Origin of the sequence: Parabacteroides sp. AM58-2XD, from assembly GCF_003463685.1 — a bacterium.
Lineage (GTDB): Bacteria > Bacteroidota > Bacteroidia > Bacteroidales > Tannerellaceae > Parabacteroides > Parabacteroides segnis.
Genome location: NZ_QSDP01000040.1, coordinates 19801 through 45442, shown reverse-complemented (window position 1 = coordinate 45442; position 25642 = coordinate 19801). Strand labels below are relative to the sequence as shown.

Sequence of the window (25642 nt, the reverse complement as noted above, 5' to 3'; positions counted from 1 at the left end):
CCGATCTTTTTCTGTTTTAGATCGTAGCTATCTGGAACCACAGACAGGAAATAAGCAACAAAATCAAAAGCAGGCTTACCCCTAACTGACCGGCCATCCGGACAAGTAACGGATGAAAAGAAAGCGATACGTTCATCAGGATGCCTCGCGCTTCAAATGGAGAGTACATATATTTAATAAGAAGGGAAGACGGAAGAAAAGTATCGTCCGACAGTCGCCAGGAAGAGGCGGTATCCAGCGTATCGCCAACTTCCAGGGGCGAACAATTTATTGTATATTCCGGCAACCGGACTTTCAGTAAGCTGTCCAGACGTTCGCCGGAAAAAGGGACAAAATGATCCACTACCGAGCGGTCCACTCCCATCAGCAGGCTGTCTTCCGGCATGGACGCATTAAATTTCAAATTGAACTGGTCTATCCGACCGGAATCTTTTAAACTCAATTTAAACCCCGTAGAAGTATGGGACAACCGCTCATCCACCAACGAAGCGCTATGTTCCACATTCCGGTTCAAGACATAGGTCACTTTTGTATCCAGGGCTTCTTGCTTGCGCATACGGAACTCTTCTTCCTCTACTTCTTTTATTTTTCCAACCAGTTCCTTTGCATATCGTTGCATTTCATATTGAAGCTGGTTATACAGCCAATATCCCTGCATCCCAATCGCAGACAATGCAGCAAATAAGGAGAATATATAGATAAGTCGTATGCGTTTTTCCATCCTCTTTTTCCGACAAAGTTAACAAGGAGGACGAGTGGACAAAGAGTAAACAATCTATTTTTTCCCGAAATAATAAAACAGTAATATTTTCCCTTCGTAATACTTCAGTAATAAATTTCTTCCTATCATACTCTTTCAAGCCTGTAATTTTGCCTCAAACCATTTAAAAGAAAATAAAGATGAAACAGTCACTATTAACAATTGCATTCATCTGTTCTACGCTTTCCGTAGCGGCACAGGTCAATATCCGGGTATATGATATCAATGATGTACTGAAGTCAAAACCCATAGACCAGCTTTTATTTACCGTCCAATATCAGACAGCTTTCGTCAGTGATACTTTGTCACCGGATAAACGGACGGAAGAAACCATGATGCTAAAGGTCGGCTCCCAGAGCTCGGTATACTACAGTTACGCTCGCTTCCGTACGGATTCGTTAATTGAAGCCGACAAAGCAGCGGGAGCTTCACAGGAAATTATCTCCGAACATCTGAAACAGAGTAACGGCTATGTCAATGACCAGATCTATAAGAATTATCCGAAGGGAAAAACTACGACGCTCGACCAGCTGGCGGCAAGCCGTTTCCGGTGTGAGGAACCGGTCGAAAGACCGGAATGGACTTTATACCCCGATACTGCAACCGTTCTTTCCTATACTTGCCGGAAAGCCACCTGTCATTTCCGCGGAAGGGAATACGAAGTCTGGTATACCCCGGAAATCCCCAGAAGTGATGGTCCTTGGAAATTACAAGGGTTACCCGGTTTAATACTCAAAGCCTCGGACAGCCAGGGACATTATACGTTCATCTGCTCAGGCATAGAGAAAAGTCGTAAAGAGGAAATGATACAGTTCACCGGATCGGAATATGAACCTGTTTCACCGAAAGATTTGCAGAAGGCACATAAACGTTATGCGTCAGATCCGATCGGTTATGTCACGGAGACCTCTCCCGGAGTGAAGGTGACTATCAAAGGAGAAGACGGCCGCCCGTTCCGTCCGAAGAATATGCCATATAATCCGATCGAAAGATGAGACCACTGATTATAGCATCTCTTTTGTGCCTTCTTACTTTTCACCTGCGGTCGCAAATACAGATAGAGGGACTCGTTACGGATGCTGAAAATAATAAGCCTGTCGATGCCGCCACCGTTCAATTACAGAAAAAAGGGAGCGGGATACCTGTTAATTATACGCTGACTGATGCGGAAGGACATTTCATCTTTCCGGCTATACAGGTCAATGATTCAATGGTTGTCCGTGTTTCCCTCTTGGGATATGGCACGATGGTACTTCCTGTAGTGCCCGGTGAGAAATTGCATTTCCAGCTCTCCCTCCGGCCGTTCAGCCTGAAGGAGGTCGAAATACGTCCCGGAAGGATCTATGGGAGACAAGACACGATCAATTATGATGTGTCCCGTTTTATCTCCCCTAAAGATGAATCGGTAAAGGATATATTGAAACGACTTCCGGGTATCCAGGTGAATGATGCCGGAAAAATATCGTATAACGGAAAAGATATAAGCCGTTTCTATGTGGAAGGGATGGACCTGTCCGACGGGAGATACGGGCAGATCAGCAACAACCTCCAAGCTAATGCCGTTGAAACGGTACAAGTATTGGAGAATCATCAACCGATACGTGTACTCAGTAAAAAAATATCGACGGAAGATATAGCCCTCAACCTAAAGCTGAAACCACAATTCCGGAACCGTTGGCTCATCAATCTGGAAGGAGGAACAGGAGGCCCCCCCATCCTCTGGTCAGGCAACCTGAATGCAATGCAGTTAAGCCGTAAAAGCCAGTCGGTCTATCTCTATAAAGGAAATAATACCGGCAACGACGTAACAGACGAACAAAGATTTTTCCGGACGGAAGAGGAGGGGAAAAAGTACGGGCCGCTCCTCCCCACGTTCCTCAAACAACCCTCACTGAGCGCACCTTTGAAGAAAGAAAGGCTGCTGTTCAACCTGGTACATACATTATCTGCCAACCGCCTGTATAAGCTGAATGAAACAGCGCAACTCCGGATAAATGCCAATTATGTACATGACTTACGAAGCCAGCAACGAGGAAGTATCACTCATTATTACCAGGAGGCCGATACACTCACCCTGAAAGAAGAAAGCAATACTCAAATCAGAAATGACCGTACAGAACTCGCAGCAAGTTTTGAAAATAACACGGAAGATCTTTTCCTTACGAATCATTTCAACCTGACGGGAAATTGGGAAAACAGCCTGTCGCATATCCAAACCGGTCAGAATGTCACCCAACGGATACAAACACCGGACTTCGGGGTACGCAACTACCTGCAAGGTCTTTGGACACGCGGTAAAAATACGATTGAAGCCCGTTCACTCGTCCGCTACCACAACTTGCCGGCACGAATCGGGATAAATGATTATTCGGATAAAATGAATCTGCACCAGTTATACATCGATCATTCATTGTCGTTGTTACGCAAAAAAGGGGTGCTCACCCAACGGTATGCAGCCGGTGTTTCCGGAGATATAAATAACCTGCATAACGGTTTCGCCTTATATGCTATTCCGGAATACCAATGGAATCTGCCGAAATGGAGTATTTCGTTCAACCTTCCGTTCCGGTGGACAGCTTTTCCCGGAACGGAAATCTCGCATCCGGCGCTTAATCCTTATTTATCCATCCTTTATAAGTTAAATTACGCCTGGCGTTTTTCTGCCCGTGCAGGATATAAAGAATCATACGGAGATATCACCAATCTATACACTTCTCCTTATCGTACAAGTTTCCGGAACCGGATCGTGAGTAACGGAATACTACCGGTAGAGCGAAAACAATCATACGCTCTGTATGGAGAATATAAAAGTACGGTACATGAATTCTTCCTCACACTTTACCTGAACTATATCAATAACCGATCAAACCGTATTTTTGAACGACGGGTAGAGGGAGAAAAAGTATCACTCCTATCTCTCCCAGAAAAAAATGATTCATATAACTGGTCTGTCAACGGAACCCTGTCGAAAGGCTTTTACGATCGGGGGATAAAATTTGCCCTTTCCTATCTCATTGGGCGCAATAAAGCGAAGCAACTCAGTGACGGGAAGCGATTACCTTTCCGTTCCGATTATATGCAATATGAACCTAAAATAAGCTGGACACCGTCACGATTACTGGAAATAAATTACCAATCGACTATTTATTACGGAGGATCACGTATCGGGAGCGAAACCCACCTCAACCCATTATTAAACGTAGTTCAGAAGTTCGGAATCATCTATAGCTTGGCAGCCGTGGATATTCAGCTCACCCTCGATCATTATCATAACGATATCAGCCGGGATAAATCGGCAGATGCATTCTTCGCCCATATTTTCCTCCGCTGGAAAACCGGTAAATGGCAATTGACTGCCGATGCCACCAATTTATTTAATAAAAAAGAATACCGGTATACACAATATTCTACCACAGAAAGTTACACCTCATGGCTAACCCTCCGCCCCAGGGAATTTCTGGTAAAGGTCAGATACAAATTTTAAACACAAACAAACATGAAGGACGGATTATAATAATTATGCAAAAAAAACGTCCTCACATGTATATTTATTCAATTATTCGCTTTATATTTGCAATCGTTTTGCATAAATATACAAACATGAGTACAAAAAAGGAACGATTGGATGCTATTTGCCGTATCATACAAACAAAGGCGATATGTAACCAGGAAGAGCTGCTGAAAGAATTGGAAGCCAGCGGATTTCAGGTGACACAAGCTACTTTGTCGCGCGACATTAAGCAACTGAAAGTAGCCAAAGTACATGATGCGAACGGCGATTATGTATATTGTCTGCCCGATTATTCAGCTTTGATACAGCCGAACAAGGTGCAGACAGAACATCATCCGAACATCGAATTTTCCGGAAACCTGGCAGTAGTCAAGACACGTCCGGGATATGCGATGGGTATTGCATCCGACATCGACACCCATGCCCCGCATGAGATACTGGGTACGATTGCCGGAGACGACACCATCCTGATCATCCCCCGTGAAGGGATCAGCAGGGACCGGATAGTAAAAGCATTATCACATTTTATATAAGGGCGATTAAGGGAGACAACGGTTCTTCCGTTTATAAACAAAAGAAGACAAAGAACAATCGGAAAAATGAAACAAGAAACAGAAATCGATGTAATGATTGCTGACGCCTCTCACGAAATATACGTAGACAAGATATTGACTACCATTGAAGAGGCGGCCAAAGTGCGTGGAACAGGTATCGCTAAGCGCACGCATGAATATGTGGCCCAGAAAATGATTGAAGGGAAAGCGGTCATTGCGCTGGCCGGGGATCAGTTTGCAGGTTTCAGCTATATAGAATCGTGGGGTAACAAGCAATATGTGACGACCTCCGGTTTAATTGTTCATCCGGATTTCCGTGGTTTGGGTATTGCCAAACGGATCAAGGATATGACGTTTCAACTGGCCCGCATGCGTTGGCCGAAGGCTAAGATATTCAGTCTTACGTCCGGCGCGGCAGTAATGAAAATGAATACGGAACTGGGATACGTGCCGGTTACCTTTTCCGACCTGACGGACGACGAATCGTTCTGGCGCGGTTGTAACGGTTGTATAAACCATGATATTCTGGAACGCACGAACCGGAAATATTGCATCTGTACGGCGATGTTGTTCGACCCTGCCGACCCGCACCGTGCCAAACGGGAAGCAGACGAAAGAGAAAAAAATAATAATAAATAATAAAGGAGACCTTGTAAGGGCGTTTCGCGAACGCCCTTACGGAACCCACAAAAAAAAGACAGACAATGAAAAAGAAAGTAGTAGTTGCATTCAGCGGAGGTTTGGATACCTCATTTACCGTTATGTACCTTGCCAAAGAAAAAGGATACGAAGTATATGCAGCTTGCGCTAATACAGGCGGATTCAGCGAAGAGCAACTGAAACAGAACGAAGAAAACGCCTACAAACTGGGCGCAACCAAATATGTAACTATCGACGTTACAAAGGAATACTACGAAAAGAGTTTGAAGTATATGGTATTCGGTAACGTTTTGCGTAACGGAACCTACCCTATCTCAGTAAGCTCCGAACGTATCTTCCAGGCTTTGGCCATCGCACGTTATGCCAATGAGATCGGTGCAGACGCTATCGCCCACGGTTCGACCGGTGCCGGTAACGACCAGATCCGTTTCGACATGACATTCCTGGTGCTGGCTCCGAACGTAGAAATCATCACATTGACACGTGACATGGCGCTGACCCGCGACTACGAAATCAATTACCTGAAAGAACATGGTTTCGTTGCCGACTTCACCAAACTGAAATACTCTTATAATGTAGGTTTGTGGGGAACTTCCATCTGCGGCGGTGAAATTCTGGATTCTGCCCAGGGATTACCCGAAAGCGCTTACCTGAAACAGGTAGAAAAGACCGGTAGCGAAGAACTGCGTATCGAATTTAAAAAGGGTGAGATCCATGCTGTCAACGGTGAAGTCTTCGAAGACAAGATCGCTGCTATCCAGAAGGTGGAAGAGATCGGTGCAGCTTACGGTATCGGCCGCGATATGCACGTCGGCGACACAATCATCGGTATTAAGGGCCGTGTAGGATTCGAAGCTGCCGCTCCCATGCTGATCATCGGTGCACACCGTTTCCTTGAAAAATATACATTAAGCAAATGGCAGCAGTACTGGAAAGACCAGGTAGCCAACTGGTACGGCATGTTCCTGCACGAAAGCCAGTATCTGGAACCGGTTATGCGCGACATCGAAGCCATGTTGCAGGAATCACAGCGTAACGTAAACGGTACGGCTATCCTCGAACTGCGTCCGCTGTCTTTCTCTACCGTAGGCGTCGAGTCGGAAGATGACCTGGTGAAGACTAAATTCGGTGAATACGGTGAAATGCAGAAAGGCTGGACAGCAGAAGATGCCAAAGGCTTTATTAAAGTAACTTCTACACCGCTGCGTGTTTATTATAACAACCATAAGGACGAAGAAATATGATTAAGATCGGAATTATAGGTGGTGCGGGATATACGGCAGGCGAATTGATTCGTCTGCTGCTTAATCACCCGGACGCCGAGATTACATTTGTGAATAGTACCAGCAACGCCGGCAACCTGATCACTGACGTTCACTGCGGCCTGTTCGGAGAAACCGATATGCGTTTCACCGACCAACTCCCGCTAGACAGCATCGACCTTCTGTTCTTCTGTACCGCTCATGGCGATACAAAGAAATTCATGGAAAGCCATACTGTTCCCGACAACGTGAAGATTATCGACCTCAGCATGGATTACCGTATCGAAAGCGATGAACACGATTTCGTTTACGGCCTGCCCGAACTGAACCGACGACGTATCTGCAAGTCCCGACACATTGCAAACCCCGGTTGTTTTGCCACTTGTATCCAGTTAGCCGTTTTGCCGCTGGCCAAGCATCTGATGTTAAACTCGGAGTTGCATGTGAATGCGATCACCGGTTCCACGGGAGCTGGCGTAAAGCCTTCGTCAACATCCCATTTCAGCTGGCGAAACGATAACATTTCGATCTATAAACCATTCACGCACCAGCATTTGGCCGAGATAGGCCAGAGCCTGCGTCAGTTACAGAATAGTTTCGAAAGCAATATCAACTTTATTCCGGTGCGGGGTAATTTCTCCCGTGGTATTTTTGCAACGACTTACATCGACTGCAAGGTGGGGCTGGATGAAATCCGCCGTATTTACGAAGAGTATTACGATGATCATTCATTCACGTTCATTACCGATAAGAACCCGGACCTGAAACAGGTAGTCAACACCAACAAGTGCCTCCTGTATCTTCAGAAATACGACAACAAACTGCTGATCATTTCCATGATCGACAACTTGTTGAAAGGCGCCAGCGGACAAGCGGTGCATAATATGAACCTGCTGTTCGGTTTGGAAGAGACTGTAGGATTACATCTCAAACCGTCAGCGTTTTAAATAAGAAATTATGAAATTATTCGACGTATATCCTTTATTTAATATAGAGATTGTAAAAGGCAAAGGATGCCATGTATGGGATACGGAAGGTACTGAATACCTCGACCTGTACGGCGGACATGCCGTTATCTCCGTCGGTCACAGCCACCCTACTTATGTAGCTGCTATCACCGACCAGGTAAACAAACTGGGATTCTATTCCAACTCGGTCATCAACAGCCTGCAACAAAAACTGGCTGACAAGCTCGGTAAAGCATCCGGTTATGATGACTACTCACTGTTTCTGATCAACTCAGGTGCCGAAGCAAATGAAAATGCGCTGAAACTGGCTTCTTTCCATAATGGCAAGAAACGGGTGATCGCTTTCAAGCATGCTTTCCACGGACGTACTTCGGCTGCGGTTCGCGTAACGGACAACCCGAAAATCATTGCCCCGGTGAATGAAGACCTGGCAGTGACCTATCTGCCGCTGAACGATTCGGCAGCCGTTGAAACTGAATTGCAGAAAGGAGATGTATCTTCCGTAATCATCGAAGGTATCCAGGGTGTCGGCGGTATCCAGCTTCCGACAGACGACTTTATGAAGGAACTGCGTGCCCTGTGTACAAAATATGAGGCTTGCCTGATTCTGGACGAAATCCAATCCGGTTACGGACGTAGCGGTAAATTCTTCGCCCACCAGTATGCCGGTATCAAACCGGACCTGATCACAGTGGCTAAAGGCATCGGCAACGGTTTCCCGATGAGCGGCTTATTGATCAGCCCGATGTTCAAACCCGTTTACGGTATGTTGGGAACCACTTTCGGTGGTAACCATCTGGCTTGTGCGGCTGCTATCGCCGTTCTGGAAATCATGGAAAATGAAAAGCTGATCGACAATGCTGCACAGGTTGGTAACTTCCTGATTGAAGAGTTACACAAACTGCCGGGGATCAAAGAGATCAGAGGACGCGGCCTGATGATCGGTATCGAGTTTGAAGAGTCTATCAAAGAAGTGCGCAGCAACTGCTCTTCGAAGAAAGGTATTCACCGGAGTGGCCGGCACCAATACGATCCGTCTGCTTCCGCCGCTTTGCCTGACAATGGACGAAGCGAAAGAATTCCTTACCCGTTTCAAAAAAGTACTCAATGCTTAATTAGTTCTTTATTATAAAGAAGGCCGCCAACGGAATTTCCGAAGGCGGCCTCTTGCTTTATTTTATCTCCTGTACGGTTGCGGTATCAGTAACGCTTCGGTTCCCTTAACGGCAACGCCTCGGTTCCTAGTATCGAGACAGTACTGTTGCTACATCGGGAACCTCCCCTTTCGCGGTATCGGGAACCTCTTTTGAAGCCGCAATGATAATAATAAAGAGTTTCCCCTTTGTTATCTCAAAGAACTTTACGTTATTTGTATGTTCAGAAACAAATACAATAAATACAAATGAAACTAAATAAGCTGATTGTTGCCGCTGCTATTACTATTTTTTGCAGTAATCTGTGTACCGCACAAAAATCATTGGATTTAGAAGATGTACTGAGTGGAAAACTTATCCGGACAAAAGGCGTTGGTGCCATGAACTGGATGAAAGACGGGGAGCGCTACAGCCGCCTCGAACCAAACAAGGAAGAAGGAGGAATGGATGTCGTAGCCTACCGCGCCAAAGACAATGCCCGCGAAGTAATTATTCCCTCTGCTATGTTCACAGATAAATCGACCGGAAAGAAAATTGCCATGGGAAGAATATCGTGGAGTGATGACAATGATAAAGTTCTGATCTACAACAATACGCAACGTGTATGGCGCTACGATACCCGTGGTGATTACTGGGTACTTTCTTTACATGACGGCAACCTGCGCCAACTGGGAAAAGGACTACCCGAATCGTCCATGATGTTCGCCAAATTCTCACCCGACGGAACAAGGGTGGCTTACGTTTCCAACAATAATATATATGTAGAAGACATAAACTCCGGCAAAATCACCCAACTGACCAGCGACGGAAGCAAGACCATCGTAAACGGTACATTCGACTGGGTATATGAAGAGGAATTCAGTTGCCGCGACGGTTTCCGCTGGAGCCCGGACGGCAAATACATCGCTTACTGGCAAAGCGATACGGAAGGAACCGGCGTATTCGATATCATCAACAACGTCGATTCTATCTATCCCACTATCCTTCATTTCCCCTATCCGAAAGCAGGAACTGCCAACTCGGCCGTAAAAGTCGGATACATCCCGGCAGCAGGAGGAACAACGACCTGGATCGACATTCCCGGAGATCCCCGCAACAACTATATCCCGCGCATGGACTTCATCCCCGAAAGCAATGAGCTGTTCATCCAACAGTTGAACCGGGAACAAAATACCAACAAAGTATGGATCGCCCAAATCGGCAGCGCAACCCCTAAGAACATTTTTACGGATAAAGATGCGGCATGGCTGGACACGAACGATAATATCCTGTGGCTGAAAAACAACCAGTATTTCACCTGGGAAAGCGAACGGAGCGGATGGCGCCACCTGTACCGTGTGAGCCGCGACGGAAAAGAAATCGTCCCCGTTACCAAAGGTGACTTCGACTATATCCAGCCCGTCGGGACCGACCTGCAAAAGGGGCTGGTCTATTTTATCGCTTCACCGGAAAACTATACGCAACGTTACCTGTACAGCGCCAACCTGTTCGGCAAAGGCGAAGTGAAACGGCTAAGTCCGGAAAACCAGCCGGGACAGCACCGCTACAACATGTCTCCGACCGGAAAATGGGCCGTACATACCTACAGCAACTCGGTAACCCCTCCGGTGATCGACATGGTTTCATTCCCGAAAAATCAATCCGTACGCATCCTCGAAGATAATGCAGAGGCCAAGAAACAATACGATGCTCTGGGACTGAACCCGAAAGAGTTTGTCAAAGCCAAATCGGGCGACCTGCTACTGGACGTCTGCATGATTAAACCTGTCAATTTCGACCCTTCAAAGAAATATCCGGTCATCATCGAAGTCTACGGCGAACCAGCCGGCTCGACCGTACAGGACTCATGGGGAGGCGGTGACCTGTGGAATCAATATCTGGTGAACCAGGGATATATCTATGTCAGCATCGAAAACCGGGGCGCCAATGCTCCACGCGGTCGGGAATGGCGCAAGTGCATCTATGGCGAAGTCGGCACATTTGCATCAGAAGACCAGGCACGGGGCATACAGGACCTGGCACGCCAGTATCCGTTCATCGACTTGTCACGCATCGGCATCAACGGATGGAGCGGTGGTGGCAGCCAGACATTGAACTGCATGTTCCGCTATCCGGAAATATTCCATACGGGCATTGCGATCGCCGCCGTTGCTGACCAGCGTTTATACGATACCGTTTATCAGGAACGCTATATGAACACACCACAGAATAACCCGGAAGGTTACCGCAAAGGTTCCCCTATCTCCTACGCCGAAGGCTTGCAGGGCAACCTGTTGCTGATACACGGAACGGGGGACGATAACGTGCACTACCAAAGCTGCGAAATGCTGGTGGACGAACTGGTCAAACACGGCAAAATATTCAGCCAGATCAGCTATCCGATGCGTAGCCACGGTATCTACGAACGCGAAGGGACAAGCCTGCATCTACGGAAAAGCATGGCTAAATACTGGCTGGACCATCTACCGGCAGGAGGCAAATAAAACAATTACTAAAAGGGTAAAAACACAATGAAACAGTTGATTTTGTGCATTGCCGCCATATCGGCAATATTCCTTATGCCTTCCCGGGCTACGTCCCAGATCAGGGAAAAGGCGGAAGGATTACTGAATGCCGTTATTACAGAAAATAAAACAAATGACATTCCTGCTGATTCATCGGCAGCGATTGAAGATAAACTCCGCCTGGATTCCATCAGGATGCAGGAGTTGGAACTTCAGTTGCAGGAGATGAAGTTGAACGAAATCGTACTCCGGACCGAGTTGAGTGACGCGCTGAACAAGCATATCACCACCGACTCGCTGAAAAAAGAAGAACAGCGCCGCAGCATCGACTCGCTACGGACGCTGACTCCCGGTGTCCATCTGATCATCGACAATGATACCCTCCTCACTTTCTATGCCAAACGAGGAGGTGTCTCGGCCTATGACCGGGCAGAAAATGCCGTCAACATGATCCAGAAAATAGGTAAAGACCTGAGTCTGAAAACAGATTCAGTATACCTGTTTAACAGTGAATACCAGACAGATATTATGTACGGGGAAAAAGTGATACTCAGTGTGACGGATCAAGACGCCCTTTGGCTGAATACGGAAAGGGAAATACTTGCCAAAGAGTATCAGTCAGTTGTCAATAATAAGATCCTGGAGTTAAAAAAGGAACACAGTATACTTCAGATTGCCAAACGGGTTGCCTTGTTCATCTTGGTACTGGTCGTCCAATATTTCCTGTTCAAACTGACCAACTATCTGTTCAGGAAACTCCGCCGCCGGATTATCTGGCTGAAACAAAACAAGCTCAAATCCATTTCCATACGGGATTATGAGTTTCTGAATACCCACCGGCAAGGCAGGATACTCATCTTTCTGAATAATATCCTGCGTTATATTGTCCTGCTGATACAGCTTATGTTCAGTGTACCGATGTTGTTCGCCATATTCCCACAGACGGAACACCTGGCAATGAGACTGTTCACTTATATCATAGAACCGATCAAGATGGTCCTTAAATCGGTTATTGAATATATCCCCAACCTGTTCATTATCATTGTCATTTATTACTGCGTAAAATACATCATCAAGGGTATTCAGTATATAGCCAATGAGATTGAAAGCGAAAAACTCAAGATCACCGGCTTCTATCCGGACTGGGCGCAACCATCTTTCAATATCATACGTTTCCTGTTGTACGCGTTTATGATCGCGATGATCTACCCTTATCTGCCCGGCTCCGACTCCGGTGTGTTCCAGGGATATCCGTCTTCGTCGGGCTGATCGTTTCTTTAGGATCGAGCACGGTCATCGGAAATATCATAGCAGGACTGGTCATCACTTACATGCGGCCATTCAAACTGGGCGACCGTATCAAATTGAACGAAACGACCGGAAATGTAATAGAGAAAACCCCGTTCGTCACCCGTATCCGCACACCTAAAAACGAAGTGGTCACGATCCCGAACTCGTTCATCATGTCGTCACATACGGTTAATTACAGTGCCTCTGCCCGCCAGTTCGGCTGATCATCCACTCGACAGTCAGCATCGGCTACGATGTCCCCTGGCGTCAGGTCCATCAGTTACTGGTCAACGCTGCGCGATCCACGCCGGGAGTCATGTCACACCCGAAACCCTTCGTTCTGGAAACGGAGTTGCAGGATTACTACCCCTGTTACCAGATAAATGCATATATAAAGGAAGCCGACCAGCTTTCGCAGATTTATTCGGACCTGCATCAGAACATACAGGATGTGTTTAACGAAGCCGGCATCGAGATCATGTCGCCCCACTATTACGCTGAGCGCGACGGAAGTGCCGTCACTATCCCGGCTGAATATCAGCAAAAGCCGGATTCCGCTGATAAAAAGTAAGAAACAGCACATTATATAGTTAAAAAAGTCCTCCTGCAAAACAAAATGCAGGGGGACTTTTGTTATAAGGCAAAGTCACTAATAAAAAATGCAGAATAATGAAAAAGTATTTTATCGCAGTAGCAGCTCTGGCTTTATTGGCTGCATGTAGCGGGAAGAAAACAGCCGAACCCGCTCTTATAGAAGAAGATGTTTATGCAATAAACGAGGCTGCGCCAGGCGCACCGGCTTTGCCTACCGTAACAGGGAAAGCTGCCAAACCGGTCAATATGCGTGATTCGCTGAAAGTAGATCCTAAAAAAGGAAGTGTCATTCAGAAAAAATATAAGGGCACATTCCCGGCAGCAGACGGTCCCGGCATCGTTTATGACCTGACTTTATATTATCAGCAGGATAGCGACGACGGCGTTTACGAAATGGACGCCACTTATCTGGAAGCTGAAAACGGAAAGGATAAAACATTCTCTTCTACCGGCAAACGCAAAGTAAAACATGGAACACCGTCTAACTCTGAAGCAATCGTTTACGAACTGATCCCCAGCGACGGCGACATGGCATTTTACTTCCAGGCAGAAGGCGACAGCCTGACACTATTAAACCAGGAATTACAGAAAGCAGCATCAGATCTGAATTACACGCTGATACTGGTTCCATAAAAAAGCTACCCTATAAAAAAGCACATCTTTGTATAAATAGAAAAGAGGCGCCCCAACTCCTACCGGGAAACGCCTCTTTTTGCTTTATTATCAAATGACTGTTATTTTACTTAATTCCTAACTTCGTCTTAATTGCTTTCGGAAGTGCATCTTTGTGTACGACAATGTTCATTGTTTTGTAACGTACGAATGCTTTTGATGCATACCAAATACCGTTATATTTGTTGGCTGTACCCCAAGAGTTTTTCACCATATAATATTCGTTTCCTTCCTGATCTTTGGCAATACCATAAATCTGCATACCGTGGTCGTCAGTAGTTTCCCAGTTATCATAAGCCAACTGGCGTTCTGCCTGTGTACACCATTTCTGCGGTTGCGGTTTCGTATTCAATTTCTTTTCTTCCGGTTTCATCTTCAACCAATGAGCCATGTCAGATCCGCTCAGTTCCTGTACCTTTTCGTTGTCAGGCATAACAGCTACACCGTCGCGGGTAAAGCCGGACTCACTTACGTCGGATCCCCAGGCAATCGTATAACCTGTATTGATCGCATTGTCGAACACTTCCATGAACTCATCGATCGGCAGGTTGTAAGACAATGCGTGACGCCAGTTATCCTGGATTTCCAGCGAGAACTGCGTATAGAACGGATGATGCGTATAAGAAGTCAACGATACATAATCCGACGGTTTTAATCCTGTAGATTCATAAAATGACTTCGGAGTGTATTCTTTTCCTTTATAAGTAAACTTTTCCGGAACTTTTCCTAGATAGACTTCATGTACGGCAGCTACAGCCTTTTTCCACAACAGGTTATAATCCTCGTCATACTGGAATTTTTTTACTTTACCACCGGCCATGGCACCCACCATAGCATCTGTGAGGGCAGACAACTCTCCGTGGTTACTCAATGTATCGCTATACATCACCCCGGGGCGCATTTCTTCTTCCGGCACCAAACCGAAAGCTTCCATTCCGTAAATCACATCATAGAAAGACCCACCCTGCGAGAACGAAGCATCGCCATGAGTACGGACAGCCATATCGGCACGATCCTGATAAGTGTGGTAAACGGTAAACATCTCCGAAAGATCATATTCTCCCTTTCCCATACGAAGCAATTCAGATTCCAGGAAAGCCATGGTAGAGTAGCACCAGCAAGTACCTGCCCGGTTCTGATTCTTAATGGATGTAATCGGGTTTTCCTTTACTGTTGTAAAAATGAAACCTTCTTCTTTTTCTCCCTCTTTTTCTTGTGCTCCGACATTTGTTGCAGAGAACGCACAAGCCAGTATCAGACTGGCAACAATAAGTTTCTTCATCTTTTGTTTTCGATTTTATTAGCAATTATACATTTTGTGACAAATGTACGAGTTTTATTCCTTTTTTCCATACTTTTGCAACTCATGATTTTACATTTATAAATTAACGGAGACATGAAAATAACTATTATCGGAGCCGGAAATATCGGTGGCGCCATTGCCCGCGGACTGGCAAAAGGACGTATGTTCAAAGCATCTGACATAACCTGTACAGCACAGTCGCAAGCTACACTGGATAAAATAAAAGCGGCCAACCCTGATTTTGTCGTATCGTTCGACAACGTCGAAGCAGTCAAGGGAGCCGACATCATTGTCATTGCTGTAAAACCCTGGCGGGTGGAAGAAATCGTCGACCAGATAAAGGGTGTACTCGATTCCGACAAACAGATCATCGTTTCAGTAGCCGCCGGAATCACTTTCGAGACTCTGAATACTTATCTGACCAAGAAAACCAGTTACGAGGACTGGGTCACCCCAGCACTTTTCCGCATCATGCCCAATACAGCGATCGAAGTGTTGAGCAGTATGACTTTCGTCTCTGCCCATAATGCCTCCAAAGAGCAATGCGACCTAATCATAAGCATATTCAACGAACTGGGAAATGCCATGCTGGTGGAAGAACGGCTGATGAGCGCGGGAACGGCTCTGGCATCCAGCGGTATCGCTTTCGCCCTCCGTTATATCCGCGCAGCTATTGAAGGCGGTGTCGAATTGGGTTTCTATCCGAAGCAGGCACAGGAGATCGTTGTCCATACCGTAAAGGGGGCTACCGACCTGTTATTGGAAAACAAGAGCAATCCGGAAATGGAGATCGACAAGGTTACCACTCCCGGCGGTATTACCATCAAGGGGTTGAATGAAATGGAACTGTCCGGTTTCACCTCTTCTGTCATCAGGGGATTGAAAGCCAGTAAATAAAAAGAGAATTATAAATTGATTCAGAATTTGGCAGATTTGAACTATCCCATATCAAAGTGACTTGGCTATTACAGGTTTATTTGCCGTCTGCTTCAGCTGACGGATCAGTAGAAGGTCTATCTCTTTGGACTTTAGTCCCATTTTTAAATCTCTCTCTATTAAAGGGAAATGTGGCTAAAGCCAAAAGAGAAAAACTGCTTGCAAACCGTCAGCTGAAGCAGACGGCAAATAAACCTGTAACTAGGCTTGCCTTATTGATAGCAGATAGCCTATGGACAGATAGACTCAAAACTTTCTAATTTCGGATGTTATGTCATTCGTAAGGAGACTTGTTAATGTAAGAAAAAGTCATGCTACAACGTAGCGAGTAAAAGCTTTATATATTTTGCAGCAAATGTACGGGGGTTATTCCTTTTTTCCATACTTTTGTATGCTATGATAAATGCAAATCCGAATGAAAAAGTCCTTATCCCATTTACCTAAAGAGAAACAGACCGATTTACGTCTGATCGCCCGATATGTAGTCGAAGTTCTTGGTGATCAATGTGAAATGATCATTCTTTACGGCAGTTATGCTCGCGGCAACTACGTAGAGTACGACCAACGGATCGAATTTGGAATACCGACTTACTTCATGAGTGATTTCGATATACTGGTCATCACCCGGAATGATTGCAATAGTAGCGGAATAAGCCGTCAGTTGGAAAAAGTGGAAGATCGTTATTACAAATATAAAGGGATGGGAAGATATGCATTTACGACTCACATCCATTTTATCGATGAAACGATCAAAGACTTTAACAAAGAAATAACAAAAAGCCGCTACTTTTATACAGACATAAAGAAAGAAGGTATCCTGCTATACGATAGTGGTAATTGCAAATTAGCCCGTCGCCGCAAGCTTAATTTTTCCGAGATTGGAGAACTGGGACAAGAATATTATACTACTAAATTTAAATTAGCGACAAGTTTTATGAAAGGGGCTTGTTTTTATTTAAGTGAAAGTGAATTCAATATGGCCGCGTTTCATCTGCATCAGGCTTGCGAGAACTTATACCGTGCTATTATTCTGACATTTACAATGCATACCTATAAAATACATGATTTGGAAGAGTTAATTAAAGCTGCCAAAACACATTCTTTGGAAATAACCAAAGTATTCCCCCGCGATACCGAAGAAGAAATACGATTGTTCAATTTGTTGCTTAAAGCCTACATAGAAGCACGATACAATAAATATTATGCTACAACGAAGGAAGATATAGAAGCCTTAATCCCACGTGTAGAGCATTTAGCAGCGATCACCAAAGAAGTTTGCGAAAATAGAATAAAGGAATATGCGAGTCGTGCCAGAACGACAAACTAACCGGCAGAAGCCGGGAAACTAATTCATTCCTCCCTACTAACTAATTGAAATGTAAGGACTCCTTATTGGCAAGGTGTACAGGATAGCCAGCCAAGGTGTACAGGATAATCCACCAAGGTGTACAGGCTAATCGATTATCCTGTACAGGGTAGTTATACTAAGTAAGGAGTTAACAATTAGTTTATTATAGGGTTTGATTTACTCAGACCGGAAGAGAGCAATAGTTTCAGAAGTGATACATGATAAAACATCTTTTATACACAATGTTTTCAGTATTTATTTGCCATTTGCAATATACTTCTATAATATCCTATCAATAAGCACAATAAAACATGGCAAATAACTATTCTATTTGCCATACTATTTGTCATTTGCCATCATTCCTCTTACGGTTGATTATGGCAAATGACAAATAACATTGCAAACAGAAAAAGCATTTGCAATAGTATATATAACTGTTTAACAATACATTGCATCGGCATATTGCAAATGGCAAACAAAATACCGAAAACATTCTGTGAGTGTTTATCGATTCACCTTCTTACGCCGGTTCAATTCAGATTGCAACATCTTCAGTTCACGGCTGGTCTGCCCTGCGACCGAAGTGTTTTCTTCAGCACGCCGGATCAGGTAAGGCAATACGTCTCTTACCGGAGCATAAGGCACATACTTGGTTACATTAAATCCTTCATGGGCCAGATTGAATGAGATATTATCGCTCATCCCCAGCAACTGGGCAAAAAAGATACGGGAATCATCCCGTTTGAGGCCCTTCTCATCTATCAGCTTAGCCAGTTTATAATTACTTTCCTCATTATGCGTTCCCATAAACATCTCGAAATGCTCCAGATGGTCCATGGTAAAACGAACAGCCGCATCGAAATTCTCATCGGTCGCCTTCTTATCCTTGCAGATCGGGTCGGGATAACCCAAAGCCGCAGCACGCGCACGTTCGGCCTCCATATAAGCGCCACGCACAAACTTAACACCGGCAATATATCCTTTTTCTTTGGCATCATCCAGAATACGGCGCAGGTAAGGCATACGGTCATGACGATACATCTGTAAGGTAGCAAATACGATCGCACGTTTCTTATTGTATTTCCGCATCGCCTCGTCGGTCAGTTCATCCAGTGCATCCTGGAAACAGTAATCCTCGGCATCGACAATCAGACGGACATCGTTCTCATAAGCACGCTGGCAGAAAGCCATAAAGCGTTCTTTAAATTCACGGAAGGCTTTTACTTCTTCGATGGTCAGTTCGCCCCGTTTTTCAGAAGCCTTGGCAAGAAGTTCATCGGTCGTTATAGTAGAAGGTTTGAATACGGCATAAGCCAGGTTATCATTTCCTTTGGCAAAATCGATTGAACGTAGTGTTTCTTCAAATGTAGCCCGTATACCTTCAGGAGTCTGTTCGCCTTCGGCAGAAAAGTCAAGGGTAGAACGCACATTAAACTGCCGGAGATGGTCGATCGCTTTGGTACAATCCTGTAATGTCTCACCACCGACAAACTGTTTATATAAAGTTGGCTTTACAGCCCATGCTAAAGGGAAATGAATTTTTAAGGCGATATTACTTCCAAAACTGGCACATTTTACCAGCCACGGATATTTTATTGTATTGAAGAGTAAGTAAGCGTTTCTCAATTCAGACTGCGATTTGGATGAAAATGCAATCTCGGTATTATTAAAGTCTAACATAGTATCTGATTTTTAAAGTTGACAGATGACAGTTGACAGTAGACAATTTCGAAGCATATTACCTGTCAACCGTCACTTGTCAACCGTCAACTGATATGTTATTTTTCTCCTAAGAACGGATAACCGTAAGAAGTAGGCGGAACCAAAGCCTCCTTGATACAACGAGGATTCGTCCAGCGGATCAGGTTCAACGGGCCACCGGCCTTGTCATTCGTACCGGAAGCTCTCGAGCCACCGAACGGCTGCTGTGCAATAACGGCACCGGTCGGCTTATCATTGATATAGAAGTTACCGGCAGCATAGCGCAGTTTATTGAATGCCACGTCGATAGCATAACGGTCGCGTGCAAAGATCGAACCGGTCAGGGCATAAGGAGAAGTACGGTCGCACAACTCCAATGTTTCCTCATATTTATTATCGTCATATACATAAATAGTGATCACCGGACCGAATATTTCTTCCACCATGCTCTTGAACATCGGATCTGTTGTCTGGATAACAGTCGGTTCAACAAAATAACCTACCGACTTGTCGCCATTACCGCCAAAGACGATCTCAGCATCCGGAGATTGTTTCGCATAGTTGATATAACTCATGATATTATCGAATGAAGCCTCATCGATCACCGCATTGATAAAGTTCGTGAAATCCTGCACGTCACCCATCTTGATCTCTTTCAACATATCGCCTACCATCTCTTTTACATCTTTCCACAAAGAAGCCGGGATATAGGCACGTGAGCCGGCAGAACACTTCTGACCCTGATATTCGAACGCACCGCGAACGATAGCAGTCGCCACGTCCAATGCCGGAGCAGACGGATGAGCAAAGATAAAATTCTTACCGCCCGTTTCACCGACGATCTTCGGATAAGATTTATAATGGCCGAGGTTCTCGCCCATCTGGCGCCATAGCGTATTGAATGTCGCAGTAGAACCTGTGAAATGGAAACCTGCCAGATCGCGGCTAGCAGTTATCACCTTACCGATCACGCTCCCCTGTCCCGGGATAAAGTTGACAACACCATCCGGAAGTCCGGCTTCCTGGAATACCTTCATCAGCAGATAGTTTGAATGGATAGCCGTAGTAGACGGTTTCCAGACAGCCACATTACCCATCATAGCCGGCCCCATATTCAGATTGCTGGCGATAGAAGTAAAATTAAACGGTGTCAACGAGAACACGAAACCTTCCAGGGCACGGTATTCCATACGGTTCAGGATACCCGTTTCCGAATAAGGCTGGTCGGCATATACCTGGCTGGCATAGAATGTGCTGAAACGCAGGAAGTCGATCAGTTCGCAGGGAGCATCGATTTCCGCCTGGAACGGGTTCTTGCTCTGTCCCAGCATCACCGAGGCATTTAACAGATAACGATATTTTGTAGCAAAGAGTTCAGCCACCCTTAACATAACGGAAGCACGTTCAACCCAAGGTAGTTCAGACCATTCTTTATGCGCTTTCATAGCGGCATCGATAGCCATCTGCACCTCTTTCTCGCCGGCCTTATGGTAAGTTGCCAGCACATGATGATGGTCATGCGGCATAACAACTTTACCGGTATTACCCGTACGGACTTCTTTTCCGCCAATGATCAAAGGAATATCCCATTCTTCATTTGAGAGTTCAGCTAACGTTTTTTTCAAAGCTGCTTTTTCACTCGATCCGGGTGCATACGATTTTACCGGCTCATTAATAGGCTTAGGAAATCTAAAAATAGCGTTATCCATGTTGTTTTTAGTTTATAAATAGTTAATCAATGATTTTTTCTATGCTGTAAACGTAGTAAAATAATTTTAAAACAAAGTGAGTAAAGAGTTAAATTAGTTTTAATTAGAAACGCTTTGGTATATGGTATGTATCAACATTTCCCCATCCATAGTTGTTATTAAAATATAATCATCTTAAAGGTATAGAAACTATGGCTATTAAAAGTGTTTGGATAGAAGAAGACTGTATCGCTTGCGGTACTTGCGAAGGCATCTGCCCGGAGGTTTTTCATGTGACGGATCGTTCCCGCGTAAACGAGGGAGTAGACTTCAACGACTACGAGGAGGAGATCAAAGAAGCAGCCGAAAGCTGTCCGGTCAGCGTTATTAAATATGATTAAGTGAGGAGGACCACTCACGTTTTACAGAGTAAAAAGTGGAGAGGTTATTCCGGTTTGGGATAACCTCTTTTTCCTGTCAGGATTTGTGGTTGTTCCAATAAAAAAACGTATATTCACAAAAAAGATAATTGGGATGAAGAAAACTACTATACTTCCGGTATTTTGCCTTATTCTGCTGAGTTTCTGTACCGGCAAAACGGATAAGACAGCTGCTGACGGACAACCTGCACCAGACTCTGCGACTGTAGAAGTAGCGGAAATAATAGATACTGTCCCCAAAGAAATAATCATTGAAAAGGAATTGCTTTACGACCAGCATACTCTGGAAGACACCTATCCGTATAAAGATACGACACGGGAGTTCCAGTGGGAAAAGATAAAGGAGCGCCTTGCCTGGCTCGAATCCATCCAGAAAGAACCGGCCACCTGGTCGATCCTCCAGAATTACAGGAATAAAAACGGAGAAGCGCCATTGGTAAAAAATTATCACAGAGATTCATACCGCCGTATAGCCGACTCTTTGGGCGTCGAACGCTTCCAGGGAATACCGCTCTACCTGACAACAGACACTGCGGTGCCTGAACTCTACGGCAGGGACGGTGCCCTGGTAAAACACCTGGAAGACTATACGAATTTCACTCGGGTTGCCTCCGTGCATACCGGAAAAGAGTGGATGATCCCTAAAAAATATATCCAGACGATTTCTGATACGATCGTCTTCAAAAAAGCAGTCTTTGTAGATACCCGGAATCAGAATATCGCGACACTGGAACAGGAAGGCGACAAATGGCTGGTTAGAAGCATGAACCCGGCTACAACCGGACTGCACAGGCCACCCTATGCCCAGGAAACGCCTCCCGGAGTATATATTATCCAGGAAAAGAAGCCCCGCATGATCTATCTGGTGGACGGTACCACGGAGACAGGAGGTTTTGCTCCGTATGCCAGCCGCTTCACAAACGGGGGGTATATCCACGGAGTTCCCGTCAATGCTCCGCGCAAGTCACTGATCGAATACAGTTCGACGTTGGGAACCACTCCCCGCTCCCATATGTGTGTCAGAAATGCCACTTCACATGCTAAATTCATCTACGACTGGGCACCGGTTTATGAGACTCTTGTTTTTGTTTTCGATTAAAAATTCTAACTTTGCAGTCTGATTCACACAGACATGCACAAAGTTTTCATCTATCTGTTCCTATTATTTATCCCGGTAAACTTCTCTAAAATGAGAAGTACGGAACCGGTCATCCATGAAGTTTCAAGCTGCCGGCAGTTGTACCAGGAGATGCAACTGGAAGGAGTAGTTAACTTTGAGGCATTCGAACAGGCAATCACCGGATACCATAAAATCGAAGATAAAACGAAAGAGATCCTTACACTGGTCGATTTCAGCAAGCCCTCGACCGAAGAGCGTTTTTATGTATTCGACATGAGGCATAAAAAATTATTATTCTCTTCGCTGGTATCACACGGAAAGAATAGCGGAGGGAATTATGCCACCTCCTTTTCCAACGAGAACGGTTCCCTTAAAAGTTCACTGGGGTTCTTCCTGACAGAAAACACCTATCAGGGAAAAAACGGTTACTCACTTGTACTGAACGGATTGGAAAAAGGGATCAACGACCGCGCCAAAGAACGGGCCATCGTTATCCACGGAGCTGCTTACTCCAATCCATCCGTAATTGCTTCATCCGGCCGCCTGGGACGCAGTTTCGGTTGTCCGGCCCTGCCACAAGCTGTAAGCAAGCCTATTATCAACACCATAAAAGGAGGTTCCCTGCTTTTTATTTATGCCAACAATAAGAATTATCTGGCTTACAGCCCCATCCTATCCAAACGGCAGGTTGCTTCTATGTAAAAACCATATCTTGCAAACGGATAAAGAAATGAGATAGAACACACTTACATAATAATTTAAATCTAATAAGTAACAATGATGAGTAAAGTACTGAATGCATTGTCGGTAATACTGCTGGCCTTTATAACATTACCGATATCGGCACAATCAGAATTCTATGTTTCCGCGACAGGCAAAGACACGGGTGACGGAAGTATACAAAATCCGCTAAACCGTATTCCTGCGGCTTTGGAAAAAGCACGGACAGAGAAAGGAGACGTAGTCATTTACCTACGGGAAGGGAAATATCTCCTTAACGAACCGCTGGTTTTCACCTCCCGGGACGGTAACGACACCCGGCAACTTTCCGTAAAAGCCTATCCGGGAGAAAAAGTGATTCTTTCGGGAGGTATCCCTCTGGCACTACAATGGGAATCCTATAAAAAAGGAATCATGAAAGCCAGAGTAAACGGCTCCCCTATTATGGACATGCTAATCGCTGACGGCCAGATCAGACATATGGCCCGTTACCCGGACTTCGACGAAAAAGCTGTCCGTTTCAATGGTACCTCTGCCCTGGCTACCGCTCCCGAACGGGTAAAGAAATGGAAAAATCCGGCAGGAGGATACCTGCATGCCATGCATAAACATGACTGGGGTGACTTCCATTACCGCATCACCGGAAAAAACAAAAAAGGGGAATTGTCAATGGAAGGCGGCTGGCAAAACAACCGTCAGTCGGGCCTTCATCCGGATAACCGGATGGTGGAGAATATATTTGAAGAACTGGATGCACCCGGCGAATGGTTCTATAATGCCGATGAACAAACGGTCTATTACTATCCGTTTGAAGGTGAAAAAGTATCCGAAGTACTTTTCGAATCGCCTCAACTCAAACACCTGATCGAATTCAGGGGGACAGAAGCCAATCCGGTAAAAAACATCACACTGGAAGGACTGGAACTGACACAAACTTTGCGGACTTTTATGGAACCGTACGAACAACTGCTCCGCTCGGACTGGACGGTTTACCGGGGAGCCGCAGTCTTCTTCGAAGGGACAGAGCATTGTGCCCTGCGTAACTGCTACCTGCACAATCTGGGAGGAAATGCCATATTCTTTTCCAAATACAACCGCCATTCAGAAGTATCCGGCTCACACCTTACCCGGATCGGGGCCAGTGCCATCTGCTTTGTCGGCGATCCGGAGGCAGTCCGCTCACCAAGTTTCGAATACGGCGAATTTGTCCCGTATGAACAACTGGATCATGCAAAAGGTCCTAAAAACAACAATTATCCGGCCCAATGCCTGGTATATGACAACCTGATCCATTCAATCGGCCTGTATGAAAAGCAGATTACCGGAGTGGAACTTTCCATGTGCCAATCTATTACCGTCAGTCACAACAGTATTTACGATACTCCACGTGCAGGAATCAATATCAGCGAAGGAACCTGGGGCGGTCATATCCTGGAATTCAACGATATTTTCGATACGGTCAAGGAAACAGGCGACCACGGCTCTTTCAACTCCTGGGGGCGTGATCGTTACTGGCACCCGAACTATAAAACAATGGAATCTATCGCGGCAAAAGATCCGGCCCTGATACTGGCCGACGCAACCCAGACTACCGTCATGAGAAACAACCGTTTCCGTTGCGACCGTGGCTGGGATATCGACCTGGATGACGGCTCCAGCAACTACCATATTTATAATAACCTGTGCCTGAACGGGGGAATCAAATTACGGGAAGGCTTCTACCGGGTAGTCGAAAATAATATCATGGTCAACAACTCTTTCCATCCGCATGTCTGGTTCATCAACAGCGGCGATGTCTTTACACGCAACATCGTTATGACGGAATACAAACCGATCGGCGTACGGGAATGGGGATTGATGGTCGACTATAATATCTTTACCGACAGCCTTTCGCGTGCTGCCGCCCGGAAGAACCATACGGATGAACATTCGATCGTTACTTCCGTGCAGTTCAAAAACCCGTCGGAAGGTGATTTCACGGTTGCCGATGATTCCGAAGCGATCACCAAAGGTGGTTTCCGTAATTTCGTGATGGACCAGTTCGGCGTCGTCTCTCCCCGTCTGAAAGCGATTGCACACACTCCCGAAATGCCGACACCGGTTATCATCTCCGGTCATACCGACAGCGATGTCATCAGCTGGAGTGGCGCGACAATCAAAAGCCTGCAAACACTCGGTGAACGTTCGGCAACAGGTATGGATTCGGAACGGGGCGTATACGTCGTTTCGGTCAATGCACTGGGAGGCAAACTACGTGATTATATCCGTCCCAACGATGTGATCCTCAAAGTCGGAACAATCCCCGTCAACAACCTCAAAGAGATGCAGGATGCGCTTCAGAAGGTTAACAAATCAAAAGAGATCGAATTTATCATCTTCCGTACACAGAAGGAAAACAAAGTCGCTATTCCCGGCAAATTGCTGGACTAAAGAGAATACGGAAGTCTTTACCTGATA

Annotated in this window: 18 protein-coding genes and 2 pseudogenes; 16 read left to right on the top strand and 4 right to left on the bottom strand. The window is 45.5% G+C overall.

Annotated elements, in window-relative coordinates:
- Positions 1 to 16 precede the first annotated feature (16 nt).
- Positions 17 to 721: a hypothetical protein gene (locus tag DXA15_RS26380; protein WP_233567192.1), complete on the bottom strand. Its 705-nt coding sequence runs from the start codon at positions 719 to 721 to the stop codon at positions 17 to 19.
- Positions 722 to 900: 179 nt separating this feature from the next.
- Here DXA15_RS26380 and DXA15_RS11485 point away from each other — a divergent pair, with 179 nt between their 5' ends.
- The 10 genes and pseudogenes from DXA15_RS11485 to DXA15_RS11440 all read left to right on the top strand — a co-directional run bounded on the left by DXA15_RS11485 (position 901) and on the right by DXA15_RS11440 (position 13890).
- The gene (locus DXA15_RS11485; RefSeq protein WP_128134105.1) at positions 901 to 1755 is read left to right on the top strand and encodes a GLPGLI family protein; all 855 of its coding nucleotides are present in this window, start codon (positions 901 to 903) and stop codon (positions 1753 to 1755) included.
- The gene (locus DXA15_RS11480) at positions 1752 to 4244 is read left to right on the top strand and encodes a carboxypeptidase regulatory-like domain-containing protein (RefSeq protein ID WP_128134104.1); all 2493 of its coding nucleotides are present in this window, start codon (positions 1752 to 1754) and stop codon (positions 4242 to 4244) included. The genes DXA15_RS11485 and DXA15_RS11480 overlap by 4 nt, the downstream gene beginning before the upstream one ends.
- Positions 4245 to 4360: 116 nt before the next feature.
- Positions 4361 to 4804 (top strand): arginine repressor, encoded by a 444-nt coding sequence (gene argR / locus DXA15_RS11475; protein WP_044215257.1) that lies wholly within the window; start codon positions 4361 to 4363, stop codon positions 4802 to 4804.
- Between the two features lie 66 nt (positions 4805 to 4870).
- Entirely contained in the window at positions 4871 to 5464 is a 594-nt protein-coding gene (locus tag DXA15_RS11470; RefSeq protein WP_007653699.1) for a GNAT family N-acetyltransferase, read from the top strand.
- 65 nt (positions 5465 to 5529) lie between these two features.
- On the top strand, positions 5530 to 6729 hold the full coding sequence (locus DXA15_RS11465; protein WP_007653701.1) for an argininosuccinate synthase: 1200 nt from the start codon (positions 5530 to 5532) through the stop codon (positions 6727 to 6729).
- On the top strand, positions 6726 to 7694 hold the full coding sequence (gene argC, locus DXA15_RS11460) for an N-acetyl-gamma-glutamyl-phosphate reductase (RefSeq protein WP_128134103.1): 969 nt from the start codon (positions 6726 to 6728) through the stop codon (positions 7692 to 7694). The genes DXA15_RS11465 and argC overlap by 4 nt, the downstream gene beginning before the upstream one ends.
- A 10-nt stretch (positions 7695 to 7704) precedes the next feature.
- A pseudogene (locus DXA15_RS11455) lies at positions 7705 to 8830 on the top strand (aspartate aminotransferase family protein).
- Between the two features lie 287 nt (positions 8831 to 9117).
- Positions 9118 to 11352, top strand: a complete 2235-nt coding sequence (locus DXA15_RS11450; RefSeq protein ID WP_128134102.1) for a S9 family peptidase — start codon at positions 9118 to 9120, stop codon at positions 11350 to 11352.
- Positions 11353 to 11379: 27 nt separating this feature from the next.
- A pseudogene (locus DXA15_RS11445) lies at positions 11380 to 13234 on the top strand (mechanosensitive ion channel family protein).
- A 98-nt stretch (positions 13235 to 13332) separates the two neighbouring features.
- A complete protein-coding gene (locus tag DXA15_RS11440) occupies positions 13333 to 13890 on the top strand; it encodes a copper resistance protein NlpE N-terminal domain-containing protein (RefSeq protein ID WP_007653707.1) in 558 nt (185 codons plus the stop codon).
- A 106-nt stretch (positions 13891 to 13996) separates the two neighbouring features.
- On the opposite strand, the gene DXA15_RS11435 is transcribed toward DXA15_RS11440, so the two are convergent.
- Positions 13997 to 15211, bottom strand: coding sequence for an aminopeptidase C (locus DXA15_RS11435; protein WP_128134101.1), 1215 nt, complete (start codon positions 15209 to 15211; stop codon positions 13997 to 13999).
- Positions 15212 to 15325: 114 nt separating this feature from the next.
- On the opposite strand from DXA15_RS11435, the gene proC reads away from it, so the two are divergent.
- Together proC and DXA15_RS11425 are read left to right on the top strand one after the other, a co-directional pair.
- Positions 15326 to 16129, top strand: a complete 804-nt coding sequence (gene proC / locus DXA15_RS11430) for a pyrroline-5-carboxylate reductase (protein ID WP_128134100.1) — start codon at positions 15326 to 15328, stop codon at positions 16127 to 16129.
- Between the two features lie 454 nt (positions 16130 to 16583).
- A complete protein-coding gene (locus DXA15_RS11425; RefSeq protein ID WP_046147785.1) occupies positions 16584 to 17495 on the top strand; it encodes a HEPN domain-containing protein in 912 nt (303 codons plus the stop codon).
- Between the two features lie 525 nt (positions 17496 to 18020).
- Here DXA15_RS11425 and DXA15_RS11420 read toward each other — a convergent pair.
- The gene (locus DXA15_RS11420) at positions 18021 to 19196 is read right to left on the bottom strand and encodes a proline dehydrogenase family protein (RefSeq protein ID WP_128134099.1); all 1176 of its coding nucleotides are present in this window, start codon (positions 19194 to 19196) and stop codon (positions 18021 to 18023) included.
- 98 nt (positions 19197 to 19294) lie between these two features.
- Positions 19295 to 20926 carry an L-glutamate gamma-semialdehyde dehydrogenase gene (gene pruA / locus DXA15_RS11415; RefSeq protein WP_128134098.1) on the bottom strand — a complete coding sequence of 544 codons (1632 nt, stop codon included), beginning with the start codon at positions 20924 to 20926 and terminating at the stop codon, positions 19295 to 19297.
- A 191-nt stretch (positions 20927 to 21117) separates the two neighbouring features.
- On the opposite strand from pruA, the gene DXA15_RS11410 reads away from it, so the two are divergent.
- The 4 genes from DXA15_RS11410 to DXA15_RS11395 all read left to right on the top strand — a co-directional run bounded on the left by DXA15_RS11410 (position 21118) and on the right by DXA15_RS11395 (position 25615).
- The gene (locus tag DXA15_RS11410) at positions 21118 to 21306 is read left to right on the top strand and encodes a ferredoxin (protein ID WP_007653717.1); all 189 of its coding nucleotides are present in this window, start codon (positions 21118 to 21120) and stop codon (positions 21304 to 21306) included.
- 133 nt (positions 21307 to 21439) lie between these two features.
- Positions 21440 to 22444, top strand: coding sequence for a L,D-transpeptidase (locus tag DXA15_RS11405; RefSeq protein ID WP_128134097.1), 1005 nt, complete (start codon positions 21440 to 21442; stop codon positions 22442 to 22444).
- A 33-nt stretch (positions 22445 to 22477) separates the two neighbouring features.
- Positions 22478 to 23167: a murein L,D-transpeptidase catalytic domain family protein gene (locus DXA15_RS11400; RefSeq protein WP_044215247.1), complete on the top strand. Its 690-nt coding sequence runs from the start codon at positions 22478 to 22480 to the stop codon at positions 23165 to 23167.
- Positions 23168 to 23245: 78 nt separating this feature from the next.
- The gene (locus DXA15_RS11395) at positions 23246 to 25615 is read left to right on the top strand and encodes a PDZ domain-containing protein (RefSeq protein ID WP_199676295.1); all 2370 of its coding nucleotides are present in this window, start codon (positions 23246 to 23248) and stop codon (positions 25613 to 25615) included.
- Positions 25616 to 25642 lie beyond the last annotated feature (27 nt).

Coding starts and splice junctions, on each gene's coding strand:
- DXA15_RS26380 (WP_233567192.1), bottom strand. CDS start 721: ATGGAAAAACGCATACGACTTATCTATATATTCTCCTTATTTGCTGCA.
- DXA15_RS11485 (WP_128134105.1), top strand. CDS start 901: ATGAAACAGTCACTATTAACAATTGCATTCATCTGTTCTACGCTTTCC.
- DXA15_RS11480 (WP_128134104.1), top strand. CDS start 1,752: ATGAGACCACTGATTATAGCATCTCTTTTGTGCCTTCTTACTTTTCAC.
- argR (WP_044215257.1), top strand. CDS start 4,361: ATGAGTACAAAAAAGGAACGATTGGATGCTATTTGCCGTATCATACAA.
- DXA15_RS11470 (WP_007653699.1), top strand. CDS start 4,871: ATGAAACAAGAAACAGAAATCGATGTAATGATTGCTGACGCCTCTCAC.
- DXA15_RS11465 (WP_007653701.1), top strand. CDS start 5,530: ATGAAAAAGAAAGTAGTAGTTGCATTCAGCGGAGGTTTGGATACCTCA.
- argC (WP_128134103.1), top strand. CDS start 6,726: ATGATTAAGATCGGAATTATAGGTGGTGCGGGATATACGGCAGGCGAA.
- DXA15_RS11450 (WP_128134102.1), top strand. CDS start 9,118: ATGAAACTAAATAAGCTGATTGTTGCCGCTGCTATTACTATTTTTTGC.
- DXA15_RS11440 (WP_007653707.1), top strand. CDS start 13,333: ATGAAAAAGTATTTTATCGCAGTAGCAGCTCTGGCTTTATTGGCTGCA.
- DXA15_RS11435 (WP_128134101.1), bottom strand. CDS start 15,211: ATGAAGAAACTTATTGTTGCCAGTCTGATACTGGCTTGTGCGTTCTCT.
- proC (WP_128134100.1), top strand. CDS start 15,326: ATGAAAATAACTATTATCGGAGCCGGAAATATCGGTGGCGCCATTGCC.
- DXA15_RS11425 (WP_046147785.1), top strand. CDS start 16,584: ATGAAAAAGTCCTTATCCCATTTACCTAAAGAGAAACAGACCGATTTA.
- DXA15_RS11420 (WP_128134099.1), bottom strand. CDS start 19,196: ATGTTAGACTTTAATAATACCGAGATTGCATTTTCATCCAAATCGCAG.
- pruA (WP_128134098.1), bottom strand. CDS start 20,926: ATGGATAACGCTATTTTTAGATTTCCTAAGCCTATTAATGAGCCGGTA.
- DXA15_RS11410 (WP_007653717.1), top strand. CDS start 21,118: ATGGCTATTAAAAGTGTTTGGATAGAAGAAGACTGTATCGCTTGCGGT.
- DXA15_RS11405 (WP_128134097.1), top strand. CDS start 21,440: ATGAAGAAAACTACTATACTTCCGGTATTTTGCCTTATTCTGCTGAGT.
- DXA15_RS11400 (WP_044215247.1), top strand. CDS start 22,478: ATGCACAAAGTTTTCATCTATCTGTTCCTATTATTTATCCCGGTAAAC.
- DXA15_RS11395 (WP_199676295.1), top strand. CDS start 23,246: ATGAGTAAAGTACTGAATGCATTGTCGGTAATACTGCTGGCCTTTATA.